Below are 15,066 nucleotides of genomic sequence, written 5' to 3'. Positions count from 1 at the left end.
ACGTAGTGCGTATTGCGTAGGGCGTATTCACGGAATACGAAATACGCAATACGCGCTACTCATCGTGCCTCCCACCCTGCTGTTGAATCAACTTCGCCACCAGCCCCGTCCAACCGGTCTGGTGGCTGGCGCCAATTCCCGCCCCGTTGTCGCCGTGAAAGTATTCGTAGAACGGGATGTGGTCGCGCCAGTGCGGGTCGCGCTGGAAAATTTCCTGGCCGCCGAAGACCGCGCGCTTGCCGTCGCCGTCGCGGGTGAAAATGCGAATGAGGCGCTGTGAAAGCGCGTCGGCGATTTGCTTGAGGGTGAGAAACTGGCCGGAGCCGGTGGGGCACTCGACGAGGAAGTCGTCGCCGTAGTAGTGGTGAAACTTTTGGATCGATTCGATGAGCAGGTAGTTGACCGGGAACCAGATGGGGCCGCGCCAGTTGGAGTTGCCGCCGAACAGGCCACTGCGCGACTCGGCCGGCTCGTAGCTGACGGTGTAGGTGGAGCCGTCAACCTGAAGGGTGTACGGAGTCTGTTCGTGAACCTTGCTCAGGGCGCGCACGCCGTAATCGCTCAAGAACTCGCCCGGGTCGAGGGCGCGCTTGAGCAGGCGTTTCATGCGGTGGCCGCGCACCAGCGCCAGCAAACGGCGCTCGCCTGCGCCCGGCTCCTGCCAGCGCGAGACGAGGCGGGCCAGGTCGGGCCGGTGAGTCAGCATCCACTCCAGCCGGGCCTTGAAGCCGGGCAGGGCGTCGAGCAATTTCGGGTCCAGCGTTTCGACGGCGAACAACGGAATGAGGCCGACGAACGAGCGCAATTTCATTGGCAGGTTGTAGCTGTTCGGCAAATGCAAAACGTCGTAGAAGAATTCGTCTTCTTCGTTCCAAAGCGGAATGCCCTCGCCGCCGAGGTTGTTCATGGCGTCGGCGATGAACAGAAAATGCTCAAAGAATTTGGTGGCGATGTCTTCGTAGACCGGGTTGGTCAGGGCCAGTTCCAGGGCCATCACCATCATGTTCAGGCTGAACATGCCCATCCAGCTTGTGCCGTCGCTCTGCTCGATGTGGCCGCCGGTGGGCAGGGGCGAACTGCGATCAAACACGCCAATGTTATCGAGGCCCAGGAAGCCGCCCTGAAAGACGTTGTTGCCCTCCGAGTCTTTGCGGTTCACCCACCAGGTGAAGTTGATCATCAACTTGTGGAAGACGCGCTCCAGAAACATCCGGTCGCTCACGCCGAAATGTTTCTTCTCCATTTTGTAGATGCGCCAGGCGGCCCAGGCCAGCACCGGCGGGTTCACGTCGCCGAACGCCCACTCGTAAGCCGGCACTTGCCCGTTCGGGTGCTGATACCATTCGCGCAAAAGCAAATCAAGCTGGCTCTTGGCAAACTCCGGGTCTACCATCGCCAGCGGGATGCAGTGGAAGGCCAAATCCCAGGCGGCATACCAGGGATACTCCCACTTGTCGGGCATGGACATCACCCGCTCGTTATAAAGATGTTGCCACTCGCGGTTGCGGCCATTCTTGCGCTCGGCAGGCGGCGGCTGGCCGGGGTCGCCCTTGAGCCACTGGTCAACAATGTAGTGGTAGAACTGCTTGCTCCATAACATTCCGGCCAGCGCCTGCCGCTGAATCATCTTCATCTCGTCGCCAACTACGTTAGCTTGAACGGCGTCGTAGAACTCGTCGGCTTCGCGTTGGCGTTGAGCAAAGATCGAATCAAAATTGGCGAAGGGATCGTTTGACGGTTGACGGTTGACGTTTGTCTCCCTCAGCCTCAACTCCACCACCGCCGACTTCCCCGGTTCAACCGTCACTGAATAATGAGCCGCCATCTTCGTCCCGGCCTTTTCCGGGTTAACGGCATCGGCCTGCCCGTGAACGACGTAGTTGTTGATGCCGTCTTTGACAAAGGCCGTTTTGTTTGGAACACCCCACAGGCGTTCGGTGTTGGTCTCGTTTTCGGTGAAGAGGAGAGTCGGGGCAACCGTCTTTCCGTCGTCGAAGCGGGCGTGGCCACAATAAAGATGATAGCTTCCCAAAATCGGATGATCAGCTTTGACAGATGACTCATCCATCGCCGCCAGCGCCGGGCGGTGGTCGTCTCGCCCCCAGCCCCAGGTGTTGCGAAACCAGAGCGTGGGCAGGAGGTGAAGAGGCGCGGCTTCCGGGCCGCGATTGACGACGGTGATACGAATCAGAATGTCGTCGGGGCTGGCTTTGGCGTATTCGACAAACACATCGAAGTAGCGGCTCTCGTGAAACACGCCGGTGTCTACCAGCTCGAACTCAAGCCCGTGCTTGTTCCGGCCTCTGTTTTCATTTACAAGTCGAGCATAAGGGAACTCGGCCTGCGGATACTTGTACAGCATCTTCAGGTAGCTGTGCGTGGGCGTGCTGTCGAGGTAGAAGTAATACTCTTTGACATCCTCGCCGTGACTGCCTTCGGAATTGGTCAGGCCAAAGAGGCGTTCTTTGAGGATCGGGTCTTTGCCGTTCCACAAGGCCAGGGCCAAACACAAGCGGCTCTTGTCGTCGGAGAGTCCGGCCAGACCGTCCTCATTCCAGCGATAGACGCGCGAGCGGGCGTGGTCGTGCGGGAAGAATTCCCAGGCGTTGCCGTGAGGGCTGTAATCTTCGCGCACCGTGCCCCAGGCGCGCTCGCTCAGGTATGGCCCCCACTTGCGCCAGGCGTCGCCGCCGGTTTGGAGTCGGTTGTGTTCAGCAGTCATCATTTCCCTCCCGGCGACAAAGGAACAAGCGGCGAGCAGTTACAAGCCCGCGCTATAAATAGAGACGCCGACACTATAACATGAAGTGCGGCGTCTCTACTTGCATCTCGCAAAATTCCTGCGTCGTCCAGCGCCTTGTGCGCGCCCGTCGCCCACAAGGGCTAGACTACAACGATGCGATTCAAAGTTGGCAGATTGCTAATCGGAGCTGACAATGGGGCAGTTCACTACGAAATCCGCCGGGCCAAAGGGAGCGCCGCCGGGGCCGGTGATCAACCCGTGCTCGACCAGATTCCGAATATCGCCAAAGTCGTCCTGGCGCAGGTTCTGGCCGCTGGCGATGGCGGCATCCGTCCAGGCGGCGGGATGCACGTCCCACAGCGGGCTGTAGCGGCCCTGATTCGGACTCCAGGCCAACACGTTCAACGGATCAAGCCCATCGAGCAGAGCCGAGTTCAAGCCCTGGCGTTGCGGGTTGTTCGCGCCGGTCTGGCCGTTGACAAAAGCGACCAGGGTGGCGCGAGCCGAGTCGGTTCCATCGCCGCCGGCGAAGGGGGCCGCGGCCAGTGCCGGAGCGAAGGTCACGTTTTCCAGCGCGGCGACCGCCGGGTTAGAGGCATCGGTAGAGACGTACTTGACAGCCTTGCCACCCGAAAAGCCGTTCGTCTCCTGATAGATAACCTTGCCGTTGGCCGTGTCGAGCGCAACAATCTTGTCGGCCTGGCCACTCCAGTTGGCAATATGAGGCGCATTCAGAATCGTGCCATTGGGCAATTCAATCAACGGGCTGTAACCGGTCTCGCCAATCGCGCCCGGGTCAGCCGCGTTGGGCGGAAAGCCGGTCGGGCCGGGCACCACGTTTCGCACCGGGCTGAAATCCACCGTCGCCGGGAAGTCAATCACGCCGTTCACGACGCTAACTTTTTGCACTGCGGCGGTGCCTTTGGCGTTGTTCAGCTTTTGTGAACGGTTCACGCCAAAAGACTTGGCCGCACTGCCATCTGAAGCATCAAGCACGATGTACCACACGGTCTGGCCGTGGCTGGTTCCCCGGTAGAGCGGGAGGGTGACGGTGTCGCCGGGGTTTTCGACCGCGCTCTTGATGAAGAGCGTGCGCCCGCCGGAATCGGCGGAAACGGCCAACGGGGCAATTAAGGTGAGGCTGAGGGCTAAAGCGATCATCAACACTGCAAATCGCTTTGCCGTTCTAAATAAGGTTGTCATTTGGGGTAATCTCCTAGTTTCTTTTTGTGATTTTTTTTGCGTCAAAAAAATGCCAAACGTTGGGCCGGCGCCGACCCTCGGCGGTACTAGACACCTTTGAGGTATTCGCGGACCATCAAGGCCGCTGTTGCGCCCTCGCCGACGGCGCTGGCCGCCTGCTTGGTGCTGCCCTTGCGCGAGTCGCCGGCGGCGAACACGCCCTTCATCGTCGTCTCCAGCATCGCATTCGTCTCGATGAAGCCATACATGTCGCGTTTGATGCCGGAGGGAAGCCAGCCGGTGTTGGGCTTGAGGCCGATGAAGATAAAGGCCCCGGCGGGCGTCAGCTTCTCGGTTGCACCGGTCTTGGCGTTCTTGATGGTGACGGCGCTCAACTTGCCATTCTCGCCATGAAACTCCACAACTTCAGTGTTGTGCCGCAGGTCAATCTTCGGATTCTCTTTGACCTTGTCAATCACCACCTTGCTGGCCGTCATCTCTTCGCCGCGTACCAGGATCGTCACCTTGTCGGCGAAGCGCGTCAGGAACAGACTCTCTTCGCCGGCGCTGTTCCCGCCGCCGACGACGACGATGTGCTTGCCTCTGTAAAACGGCCCGTCGCAGGTGGCGCAAAAGTGGATGCCGGCCCCGATCAAATCCTCTTCGCCGGGCGCGCCCAGGCGGCGGTAGGTGGAGCCGGTGGCGACAAGAACTGCTTTAGTCCCGTACTCGTTGCCGTCGGCCGTCTTCACGTAGACAGATTCTTCTTCCTCACGAATCTCGACGACTTCCTGCGCCTGTAGCAACTCCACATTGAAACGCCGGGCCTGCCGGGTGAGCCGGTCGGCAAAGTCAGCGCCGCCGATGCCGTCGGGGAAGCCGGGGAAGTTTTCGAGCCGCTCGGTGACTCCGGCCTGGCCGCCCAGGCCGCTCTTCTCGATGACCAGCACCTCCAGGCCTTCGCGGGCGGCATAAAGCGCCGCCGTCAGGCTGGCCGGGCCGCCGCCAACGCAGATCAAGTCGTAATAAGCCATCCGGGCCCGGGTTTGCAGGCCAAGCTTGGCGGCCAGGTCGGCGTTGCTTGGCTCGACCAGGGCGCCGCCGTCGTCAAAGACGATGGTGGGGATGATGCGCTTGCCCTTGTTCACGCGCTCGACCAGGGCCAGGCCGTCGGCGTTTTGTTCGATGTCCACCCAGTTGTAGTGGACTCGTTGCTCGCCGAGGAACTTCTTGGCCCGCTTGCAGTCTTCGCACCAGACAGCGCCGTAAACAGTGAGGTTTGTGTGTGACATGGTTGTAGTCTCCTCGAAAATAATAACGAAGGTCTTACGTTTGAATTTTTGCTTACGATTGGGTTTCTCGTTAAATCTGGTAGAGCCTTACGATTCAAATGAGGCGCTTGAAATACAGTCTTGGATAAGCTGAAAGTGTTACGGTGTTGAGAAAATTCCATTTGCCCAACGCCGAAACGCGACTGATTTCGTATTCGATGGCCCGGTGGAGACTCAGACTTCAAGCGTGGTGAGGAGAACGCCCGCTATTAACGCGGCGATGCCAGAGAAAAAGGCCAGGAGTGCCGCTGACGGCAATTGTTTGATCGCGGCGGCGGCTTGTTTTAAATGATCAAGCTTTCCAGATCGCGCGGGTAGTAGGTCATAATTTCCAGCCCGTCTTCAGCAATCAGCACCGTGTCTGAGTGGCGGAAGCCCCCCAGTTCGGGCGCGTACAGACCCGGCTCCACCGTAAAGACCATCCCCGGCTTCAACTCGGTGTGATCGCCCACATCCAAAAACGGCCCTTCGTGATAACGCAACCCGATGGCGTGGCCGGAATGATGCTTCCAGAACTTCATCAGGTCGTTCTCTTCATAAAACTTTCGCACCGCCCTGTCCACGTCCGAGCATTTCGCGCCGGGCAACATGGCCGCAAACGCCGTCTCCTGCGCCTGCTTCATGTAGTCAAACATCTGCCGCTGATCGTTACTCGGCTGGCCCACGATCATCGTCCGCTCCAACTCCGAGTTGTAGCCCCACATCGGCGCGCCGGCGCCCGTCACCAGCACATCGCCTTCCTGAAAGATGATGTTATTGGCCAGCGCGTGCGGAATGGCGGCGTTGCGCCCGATCTGGCCGCGATAACCCGCCGAGGGGCCGTCGCCGTACATGCTCTGGGCGCGATATAACGGCCCAATCGTGTCCAGCATCGCCAGCGTGGCCTCGTGGCTGGCGCGCAGGCTCACTTCGGTTTCGGTCGCGCCGGCCTTCGTATACTTCTGTAAAAGGCGATGCGCCAAATGTCCCCACTTCACACTCTCGCGGATCAATGCAATTTCAGCTTTGCTCTTGACCATCATCAGGTCTTCGATGAAGGCGTTGAGATGCACGACATTGTCGCCGCCCAACTCGCTCAACGACGGGCCGCGATACCCGAAAATCCAGGGGTAGCCGTCGTGATCAACTCCCACCGCCCCGATCTTGCTCCGCCCCAGCACTCGCATTTCGATCAGCACCCTGCGAAAGGTTTCCATCGGGTGCGGTTCGTGCGGATACTCGACGTAGTGATCCACGCGCTCGAAGCCGGTCCTGGCTTTGGCGTGTTCCAGTTCGAGTCGCGGCACGAACATGGCCTTCTCGCCTTTGGCGTTCATCACAAAGGCAATCGGGCGCTCGGTAGGAATGAAGGCGAAGCCGGTGAAATATAAAATGTAGTGGCTGTCAAACAGAACCACGCCACTCAAACCCTGCGCCTGAACGTGCTCAAGCAGTCTGGCGGCGCGGGCCTCGAACTCGACAGGCGGGATATTGATTGAAGTCGGCATGGCGGCCTCCTTGAGAAATCGTCTTACAGGAGTATGATACACCTATTAAACTGCAAAGGTAACCGCACAGGCCAAGAAATTAGGACGCGGATAAACGCTGATGAACGCAGATAAAAAAACAAAAAAGAGATCAGTGAGATTCAACCCCGAAACTGCTCTGCGTTACGCCAGCCAGATGGCCCGCCCGCGCCGCGTTGGCTCCGGCGAAGAGGACGTCGTCGCTCGTGAACTTGTCGCCCGCCTGCAAAGCTTTGGCTATCAGGCCGAGCTTCAACCCTTCAGCTTCACTACCGGCGTCAACACCGCCATTGCCGTCGAAGTCGGACTCAGCCTGTTGTTGATCGCGCTTGCGATTTGGAATAGCAGGCTCGCGCCCTGGGCGGCGATTATGATTCTGGGACTGGCTTTGCTCTTTGAGCGGCTCAATCGCCTGGTGGAAGCCGTCTCGGTCAGGCCCGACTCCGGTTCAGCCGCCTCTGGCTGGGCGGCGGCTTCTAACATTCTCGCCACGCGCCCAAGCGACTCTTCTTTGCCCAGCTTGTATCTCGTCGCTCACTATGACTCGAAGAGCCAGCGCGTCCCGCTCCTGGTTCGCATGATGATGTTCGTCGTCGTCCTCGGCGGCGGCGTGGCCTTTGCCGCCCTGACTCTGTTGGGGCTAGAGGCAACGGCGGCCATCGTTGGCATGGCCGTGATCGTCGTCGGCTTGCCCCTCGTCTTCCTCGTCCCCGATTCGGGCAACGAGTCGCCTGGCGCGATTGACAACGCTTCGGGAGCCGGGTTGGTTCTGCACCTGGCCGAGTGTCTGGCCGAGCATCAAGGCTTGAACGTGATTGTCTTGATTACGAGCGCCGAAGAAATGGCGGTGATGGGCGCGGCGGCTTTTGTGAGGCGCAACGAATCTGTTTTGCGCCAGCAGGCTGAAGGCGGCGGTCTGTTCGTGCTCAACTTCGACGGCGTAGGCGTGGCTGGCAAACTGTATTACGCCGACTCGCGCAATCGTATCGGACGGTTGGCCGGCCTCATCACGCAAATTGGAAACGAGCGGCGGTCGCCCCTGAGTCGATTCGCCTGGGTCGGCGTGTTGTTCGATCACATTCCGTTTGCTCAACACGGCTTCGACGCGGTTACGCTGGTCACGCTTGGCAAGGCGTCGCTCTCTGTTCACACGGCTGGCGATACGGCAGATAAGTTGAATGTGAGAGGCTTCGCCCAAGCGGGGCAAGTGGCATTAGAAGTTGCTGAGAAGCTGGCAAAATCGGGGGTGGCGCGGGAAATCATCGCTTGACCGTCAAGCAAATTTCCGGGTTTGGCTTTATCCTTGCGCCTCGTGGATCGTTTTTGGTTGCGGCTGGAAGCCGCGCTATGTTTGAGACTCTATATCGAACCCATCGCTTCTTTGCCAATCAACTGCTTTACCCGATGTTGCTGTCGAGCGGGCTGGCCTTTGGCCTGTTTGCCGGGCGCGTTTACCTGAGCCACAGTTGGACTTACCGCTTCCTGATCTGGAATCTATTCCTGGCCTGGATACCTTACCTGTGCAGTTTGTGGGCGGCGCACCTGCACCGCAACGCGCCCCAACGCTGGTGGGCCTTGCTCCTGCCCGGCGCGATCTGGTTCATCTTCTTCCCCAACGCGCCCTACCTCGTCACCGACTTTGTGCATCTGGCCGTGCGCCCGCCGGTTTCGTTCTGGTACGATCTGACTATGCTGGCAACCTTCGCCTGGACGGGTTGCTTGCTGGCAATTGCTTCACTCAGCAATATGCAAACGTTGGCGCAAGCGCACCTGGGCCGCATCCTCGGCTGGCTGTTCGCGCTTGGGGCGCTGGGGCTGGGCGGCCTCGGCGTTTACATGGGCCGCTTCCTGCGCTGGAACAGTTGGGACTTGTTCTTCAATCCATACAGCGTGCTGGCTGATGTGATTGATCGCGTTCTCAATCCCTTCGATCACGTTCGCACCTTTGGCTTCGCATTTGTGTTCGCCACGCTCTTGTTTGCCTGCTACTGGACGTTCACATCCATTCAACACCGCGAGCATATCCAAGAGTAGCTTTTGACGTTTGACGCTTATCGTTTGTCGTTTGACGCTCGCACGCTTTTCGCGGGCTGTGCCTGTCGCTTGTCGTTTTGCGTGACTCCACCAGCATTCACTTCCCGCCTCTCTTCTTTCCCCCGTGCCCGCCTCGGCCATTTCCCCACGCCGCTAGAGCCACTGCCCCACTTAACTCAAACGCTGGGCGGGTCGACTCTGTGGGTGAAGCGCGACGATGCTGTTGGCCCGGCGATGGGCGGCAACAAGACTCGCAAGCTGGAATTTTTGTTTGGCGAAGCTCAAGCGCACCAGGCAACTGCCGTGGCTACGTTTGGCGGACTGCAATCCAACTTCGCCCGGCAGATGACCGCCGGGGCGCGGGCGCTCGGCCTCGAACCGCACTGCTTCTATTTCGCCTCCCGTCCCAAAAAGCTGGAAGGCAATTTGTTGTTGAACGAGTTGATGGACGCGCATCTACACTTCATCCCCTTCGGCCAAAGCGACGAGCCTTCGATGACGTTGGAGCAGTCGGTGCGGTTGGTGCGCTGGGTGGCGCAGGTGACGCCGTCTCTGTGGGACAAGCGACTCTACTTCATGCCCGTCGGCGGCCACACCCCCGTTGGCTGTTTGGGCTACGTGCTGGCGGCGATGGAAATCGAAGAGCAGTTGCGCGAGCGTGGCGTCGAGCAGGCCACAATTGTCACTGCGGTTGGCACAGGTGGAACACTGGCCGGGCTGATGGCCGGGTTTCACTTGGCAGGTAGCAAACACAACGTGCTCGGCATTGACGTGGGCAAGTTGTGGCGGGCCTTCCCGGCGTCCATTGCCTCACTTGCTTCAGAGATTTGCGCCCTGCTCGGCCAGTCGCGCAAGTTCACTGCCGCCGATGTGCCGATGATCGAGCGAACTTACGTCGGCCAAGCTTACGCCCGCCCCACGCCAGAATCGCAAGACGCGATGCGGCTTGTGGCGAGGCAGGAAGGGCTGGTGCTCGATCCGGTCTACTCGTCGAAGGCGATGGCGGGGTTGGTGGATTTAGCGCGAAGCGGGCAGGGGCGATGGAAGCCGGGCGAACACGCCGTTTTCTTGCACACTGGCGGCATGCCGACTTTGTGGGCAACATCGTAGCGCGACGCGACTTGAGACAGGTTGTTAAAGTGCGAAGTTGCCTCTGTTTGGCAACGCTCGTTCTTCTAGAGCAAACTAGACTTCCGAAGTCTTCAAGACTTCGGAAGTCTGGGAGATCAGGCGCCACTACCGCTGGTGGGCGTGCTGGTCGGCGGAATCGTGTGGTTGAACGGGTGTTGGCCGAAGCCGCCCCGTCCGCCGAAACCACCGCCGCGCGGGCCAAACCCAAAGCCACCGTCGCCGCCCCAGTAACCTTTCTCAAGGCCCTCCAACAACCAATCGGCATGGTCGCGAGTCAGCGTGCCATCGGTCACGGCTTGCTCAATCGAGCTGCGTGTTGCCTCCTGGCAAGCGGCGGTGACGGCGTCCTGAACATCCTGCAACTTAACGCCGGCTTTGTCTGCCAGGTTGGCCAGGCTCTCGCCGGCCCACAACTGGGTGGTCAACTCATCCGCCGTCAGGCCCAATGTCTTGGCGGCGGCCTCCAAGCCCGCCTGCCCGCACAAGCCACGCCCGCCGTGATCAACTGTTGTATCCTGTTGGGTTTGTGATGCCGCCGCCGGCAGAGTATTTGCCAGAGCGCCAATGCCCACCACCGTCAACACAGCCACCAGCGTTATAACCCCTACATTCCGAATGAACTTCAACATGTTTACCTCCGTAAATTGCCGGATTGCGCCGGCGCGTTTTGTTGGTTGCAGAATACTTGAGGCGTATACAGAAAGTGTTTAGAACCAATTAGAGGTTGATAAAAACAGCCGGCGCTTCTTTTGGCCCCTTTTGGTCAAAAGGGTAGCCGCCGCTTCGTTCCTTCCTTTACGCTTTGATTTGACAGCCTTCAATTAGCCGTTACAATGAACCGCCAGCCGCCCAGGTGAAAGGCCTGGCTACCCAAACACGTGATCGAGAATTCTTCTGACACTCTAACCGACTCGGATCGGGAACTGATCCTGGCTTGTCGCAAAGGCAATGTTGGGGCCTGGGAGCGCGTCCTGCAAAAATATGAGCGCCTGGTATTTTCCGTTCCACTTCATTATGGCTTCAGCCGCGAAGACGCCGCCGACGTGACTCAACTTACGTTCACCATCCTCATGCAACGGCTAAATGATTTGCGCGAAGACAGCCATCTCGGCGCGTGGCTCACCACGGTGGCCCGGCGGCACACCTGGCGCTTGTTCCGGCGGGCTAACCGAGAAGTTACCACCGACGACGATGATTTTGTCGAAACGGTCTCGGCGCTGGGCAAGCCCGGCAACGATCCAATTGACCGGTGGGAAATGACGCAATGGGTGGATCAGGGATTAACCCAGCTCAACGAGCGTTGCCGGATGATTCTGCTGGCCCTCTACTTCGACTCGCAGGAGCCTTCGTACGCCGAAATCGCCAGCCGCCTGGGCATTCCGGTCGGCAGTGTCGGCCCCACCCGCGCCCGGTGCCTGGAACGGCTGAAGCAGGTTCTACAGGAGTCGTAACCCACCTTGAGGCGGCGGCATCTGGGTGTATTTTCCAGCCTGGGAATGGGCATTTATCACTGACTACACCAAATGACTGACACCTTTGCCGGAGACAACATGCCAAATTCCGATGCCCTTAACTTTGAGCGCCTGGTAGACTGGGTGGATGGCCGCCTTTCTGAAGAGGAAGCCGCCACCGTTGCCAGGCAAGTGGCAACCGCCGACGAAGCCACCCAGGCGGACCTGAACTGGTTACGAGCCTTTGCCACAGCCAGCGCCGCCACCGCCCTGGCCGCCCCGCCGCCCGAAGTGAGGGCCGAACTCATTCGGCGCTTTGAAACCCTGGCGCGTGAACAACGCGGGCCTAGCTTCTTCCAGCGCCTAATTGCCTCACTCACCCTCGACAGCGAAGCGCAATTTGCCGCCACCGGTTTGCGCTCCGCCGGCGCTCAAGGCTCGCAACGGCAACTCATCTATTCAACCGAGATCGCCGACATTGCTCTAAATGTCCAGCCTCGCCTCTACGACAAGCATCTCGACATCACCGGCCAGGTTTTCCCCGGCAAGCAGGCCGCCAGCGGCAACTTCAGCGTTCAACTCCTGCGTGAGGCCGCCGAGTTTGGCCTGACCACCACCGACGAACTAGGCGAGTTTGCCTTCGAGGCCATCCCGCCCGGCGTATACGAAATTGTCTTAAGCGCCGAGCAGGCCGAAATTCTGATCGCGCCGGTCGAACTCAATTTGTAGCAATGCCTGATGATGATGACTCGGACATAAGCCCGCAGATCATAGAGAGTCTACTCGCCCAGCCGACTGTGGAACAACAGTCGGCCTTTTTGCGTTCGGCGAACTTGTTGGACGCCGGCGGTCTATTGAAGTTGTTGGATGAGGCCGCCTATCTCGCCGGAAGCGACCCCGGCAAGGCGCGGCGGCTGGCCGACCTCGGCGCCGAGGCCGCCCAAATCATCCACGCCCCAAACGTCATTCCTCGCGCCACCTACATTCGCGCCCAAACCCACGCCATCAACGCCGAATACGACGCCGCCCTTGACCTGATCGCCGCCGCCCGCGAAGGTTACAAGGCGCTGGGGCAGGAGCTGGATGCCTTGCGCACCAATCTCGGCCTCATTCACGTGCTTCAGGAGTTAGGCCGCTATCAAGAAGCCCTCGACGCTGGCAAAGTGATTCTGGATAACCTTGAAGCCGCCAGCCAACCTGAGGCCGCCAAAGCTTCGCCGGAGCGCGGCCTGGTGGCCGCAACTGCTTACCAGAACACGGGCCGGTGTTACGAGCAAATGGGCCGCTACGACGAGGCGCTGGCCGCCTATGCCGCCGCCGAGGCGATCTTTCTCGCGCTCGACATGAGCGACCGAATCGGCGACATTAGCAACAACCGGGGCATTGTGCTTTTGAGTCTGGGCCGGGGACGCGAGGCGCTGGCCGCCTTCGAGGCGGCGGCTTCCATCTTTGCCGAAGCCGACCTGGCCCTGTTCCACGCTCAAACCCAGATCAACATCGGCGACGCTCATCTTTTGTTGGGCAACTACACGCGCGGCCTCGAGGCCTTTGAGCGCGCCCGCCGCCTGCTTGCGCCGCTGGAGGCGCTGGCCGACAAGCACGTCCTCCTGCTCGACATGGCCGACGCTTACCTGGCCCTCAACTTGTACGCCGAGGCTTTGGCCGCTTATCGCGAAGCCGACGGTTTGTTGCAGGCCGCCGGCATGACCCACGACCGGGCGCGGGCCTTGTGGGGCATGGGGTCGGCCCTCATTGCCCAGTCGCAGTTTGAAGTAGCCGGGCAAATTTTGGCTCAGGCCGAGAGCCTGTTTTCTGCCGCTGACAACACGCCCCTGCTTTCGAGCGTGTTGCTGGAGCAGGCCTCTTTGCTGGCCGCGCGCGGCGACCGCGGCGCGGCGCTGACGACGGCTCGCCGGGCGTTGACTCTCGTCTCCGGCGACGATTGGCCGGTGCAACAAGTGTATGCTCACATTCGCATTGCCGACCTGCTCCTGCCCAACACCGGCAATGCTCAGGCGCACTTGCGCGAAGCCAGAAAACTGTCCGACCGCCTGGCCCTGCCACACTTGCGAGCGCGCCTCAACCAGCGGCTCGGCCACCTGCATTTACTGCTCAACCAGGATCAGGAAGCGCAAAAAGTTTTGCAGACGGCAGTGGACGAGATCGAGCAATTGCGCGGCATCCTCTCGCAGGAAATGGCGCGCACTTCTTTTGTGCGCGACAAGACCGCCGCTTACGAAGACCTGGTGCAACTCCATCTGGCTCGCGGCGGCGAAGAAAACACCTGGCAGGCCTTTGCCGTAGCCGAGCGCGCCAAGTCGCGGGCGCTGGTGGACTTGCTCACCGGCGTGGTGGACGCCAGGGCGGCCATCCCCACCGATCCCGAACTGGCGGCTCAACTTCAGTTGAAGCAAGCCGGGCTAGAGTCAGTCTATAACGAATTGTTAAGCGGTCAGGGCAAAGCCGCGCTCTCCGAACTTTACGGACGCGCCGTCAAGCTGGAGCAGGAGATCAGCCGTCTGCGCCTGCAAGTGACCGCCGCCGCGCCCGCGCCAGCCGGGCAGTTCGATGGCCCGCTCACGCCTGAGGCGTTGCAACAACAACTTCCGTCGGACGCGATTTTGGTCACCTACTACATTTGCGGCGATGAAGTTCTGGCTTTCGTTGGCATTCGCGGCAAGCTCAAGGTTGCGCGCCGCCTCGGCCTGGCCAGTTCGGCGCAAAAGCTGGCGCAAAAGCTGGCGATGCAGTGGGAACGCTTCCGGGCCGGGCCGGGCTTTGTGGCCCGGCATATGCCCCAGCTTGAGCAATCAACCCAACGTGTGCTGGCCGCGCTTTATGATGAACTGATCGCGCCGCTGGAAACGATCTGGGCCGGCTCGACCGGTGAAACCGCCTCGCCGCCCAAACTCGTCGTCGTGCCTCACGGCATTTTGCACCAGGTGCCCTTCCATGCTCTGTTCGACGGCAAGCAATACCTGATTGACCGATTCGAAATCTCGTACGCGCCAAGCCTGACGGTGTGGGCGCTATGCCAGAAACGAACTGCGCCGCCTGCCCGCAAAGCATTGGTGTTCGGGGTAGCCGACTCGCTGATCCCGGCGGCGGCGGCAGAAGCCAAAGCCGTTGCCCAGCACCTTGACGGCGTTACGGTTCGCACTCGCGAGACGGAGGCCACACTTGCCGCTCTTCAGGCCGAAGCCTCAGGGTGCAGCGTCCTGCACCTGGCGTGTCATGGTCTCTTTCGCGCCGACAACCCTATGTTTTCCTCGTTACGGTTGCACGATGGCTGGCTGATGGCCGTTGACGCCATGCAGTTTGAACTCAGCGGCGCGCTGGTGACGTTGAGCGCCTGCGAGTCGGGGCGAAGCCAGGTGATGGCCGGCGACGAGATTATTGGCCTGACGCGGGCGTTCCTGGGCGCCGGCGCTTCAACCCTGGTCGTTAGCCTGTGGCTGGTGCAGGACGAAACCACCATGACTCTGATGGGGAACTGGTACGAACAACTGAAGCGTGGCACAGGCCGGGCGGCGGCCCTGCGGGCCGCGCAACTTTCCCTTAAAGCCGTCCACCCTCACCCCTATTATTGGGCGCCATTTGTTCTGGTGGGGCAACGCTAAAAGCCTCCCCTGCAAATCGGCGGTTGCCACGTATTTTTCGGCTCAAATGTAGGCATATCTATTGAAAGA

Annotated in this window: 11 protein-coding genes; 6 read left to right on the top strand and 5 right to left on the bottom strand. The window is 60.1% G+C overall.

Annotation, left to right across the window (positions count from 1 at the left end; translation table 11 throughout):
* Nucleotides 1-55: 55 nt before the first annotated feature.
* The 4 genes from HYZ49_06070 to HYZ49_06055 form a co-directional block, all read right to left on the bottom strand.
* Nucleotides 56-2,725 (bottom strand): glucosidase, encoded by a 2,670-nt coding sequence (locus tag HYZ49_06070; GenBank protein MBI3241845.1) that lies wholly within the window; start codon nt 2,723-2,725, stop codon nt 56-58.
* 195 nt (nt 2,726-2,920) lie between these two features.
* A complete protein-coding gene (locus HYZ49_06065; protein MBI3241844.1) occupies nt 2,921-3,946 on the bottom strand; it encodes a hypothetical protein in 1,026 nt (341 codons plus the stop codon).
* Nucleotides 3,947-4,032: 86 nt separating this feature from the next.
* A complete protein-coding gene (locus HYZ49_06060; GenBank protein ID MBI3241843.1) occupies nt 4,033-5,217 on the bottom strand; it encodes an FAD-dependent oxidoreductase in 1,185 nt (394 codons plus the stop codon).
* Between the two features lie 323 nt (nt 5,218-5,540).
* On the bottom strand, nt 5,541-6,743 hold the full coding sequence (locus HYZ49_06055; GenBank protein ID MBI3241842.1) for an aminopeptidase P family protein: 1,203 nt from the start codon (nt 6,741-6,743) through the stop codon (nt 5,541-5,543).
* Between the two features lie 133 nt (nt 6,744-6,876).
* On the opposite strand from HYZ49_06055, the gene HYZ49_06050 reads away from it, so the two are divergent.
* The 3 genes from HYZ49_06050 to HYZ49_06040 all read left to right on the top strand — a co-directional run bounded on the left by HYZ49_06050 (nt 6,877) and on the right by HYZ49_06040 (nt 9,905).
* Nucleotides 6,877-8,031, top strand: a complete 1,155-nt coding sequence (locus tag HYZ49_06050; GenBank protein MBI3241841.1) for a M28 family peptidase — start codon at nt 6,877-6,879, stop codon at nt 8,029-8,031.
* A 77-nt stretch (nt 8,032-8,108) separates the two neighbouring features.
* Nucleotides 8,109-8,795 (top strand): DUF1361 domain-containing protein, encoded by a 687-nt coding sequence (locus HYZ49_06045; protein MBI3241840.1) that lies wholly within the window; start codon nt 8,109-8,111, stop codon nt 8,793-8,795.
* A gap of 81 nt (nt 8,796-8,876) precedes the next feature.
* A complete protein-coding gene (locus HYZ49_06040) occupies nt 8,877-9,905 on the top strand; it encodes a pyridoxal-phosphate dependent enzyme (GenBank protein ID MBI3241839.1) in 1,029 nt (342 codons plus the stop codon).
* A gap of 116 nt (nt 9,906-10,021) precedes the next feature.
* Here HYZ49_06040 and HYZ49_06035 read toward each other — a convergent pair whose 3' ends face one another.
* A complete protein-coding gene (locus HYZ49_06035) occupies nt 10,022-10,555 on the bottom strand; it encodes a hypothetical protein (protein ID MBI3241838.1) in 534 nt (177 codons plus the stop codon).
* A 249-nt stretch (nt 10,556-10,804) separates the two neighbouring features.
* On the opposite strand from HYZ49_06035, the gene HYZ49_06030 reads away from it, so the two are divergent.
* The 3 genes from HYZ49_06030 (at nt 10,805) to HYZ49_06020 (ending at nt 14,997) form a co-directional block, all read left to right on the top strand.
* Nucleotides 10,805-11,377, top strand: coding sequence for a sigma-70 family RNA polymerase sigma factor (locus HYZ49_06030; GenBank protein MBI3241837.1), 573 nt, complete (start codon nt 10,805-10,807; stop codon nt 11,375-11,377).
* A gap of 99 nt (nt 11,378-11,476) precedes the next feature.
* Nucleotides 11,477-12,106: a carboxypeptidase regulatory-like domain-containing protein gene (locus HYZ49_06025; protein ID MBI3241836.1), complete on the top strand. Its 630-nt coding sequence runs from the start codon at nt 11,477-11,479 to the stop codon at nt 12,104-12,106.
* A 2-nt stretch (nt 12,107-12,108) separates the two neighbouring features.
* Entirely contained in the window at nt 12,109-14,997 is a 2,889-nt protein-coding gene (locus HYZ49_06020; GenBank protein ID MBI3241835.1) for a CHAT domain-containing protein, read from the top strand.
* Nucleotides 14,998-15,066: the final 69 nt, after the last annotated feature.

The organism is Chloroflexota bacterium (assembly GCA_016197225.1).
In the GTDB taxonomy this organism is placed as follows: Bacteria; Chloroflexota; Anaerolineae; order Anaerolineales; family VGOW01; genus VGOW01.
Note: the sequence above shows the minus strand (reverse complement) of the source record. Positions and strands in the feature narration are given on the sequence as shown.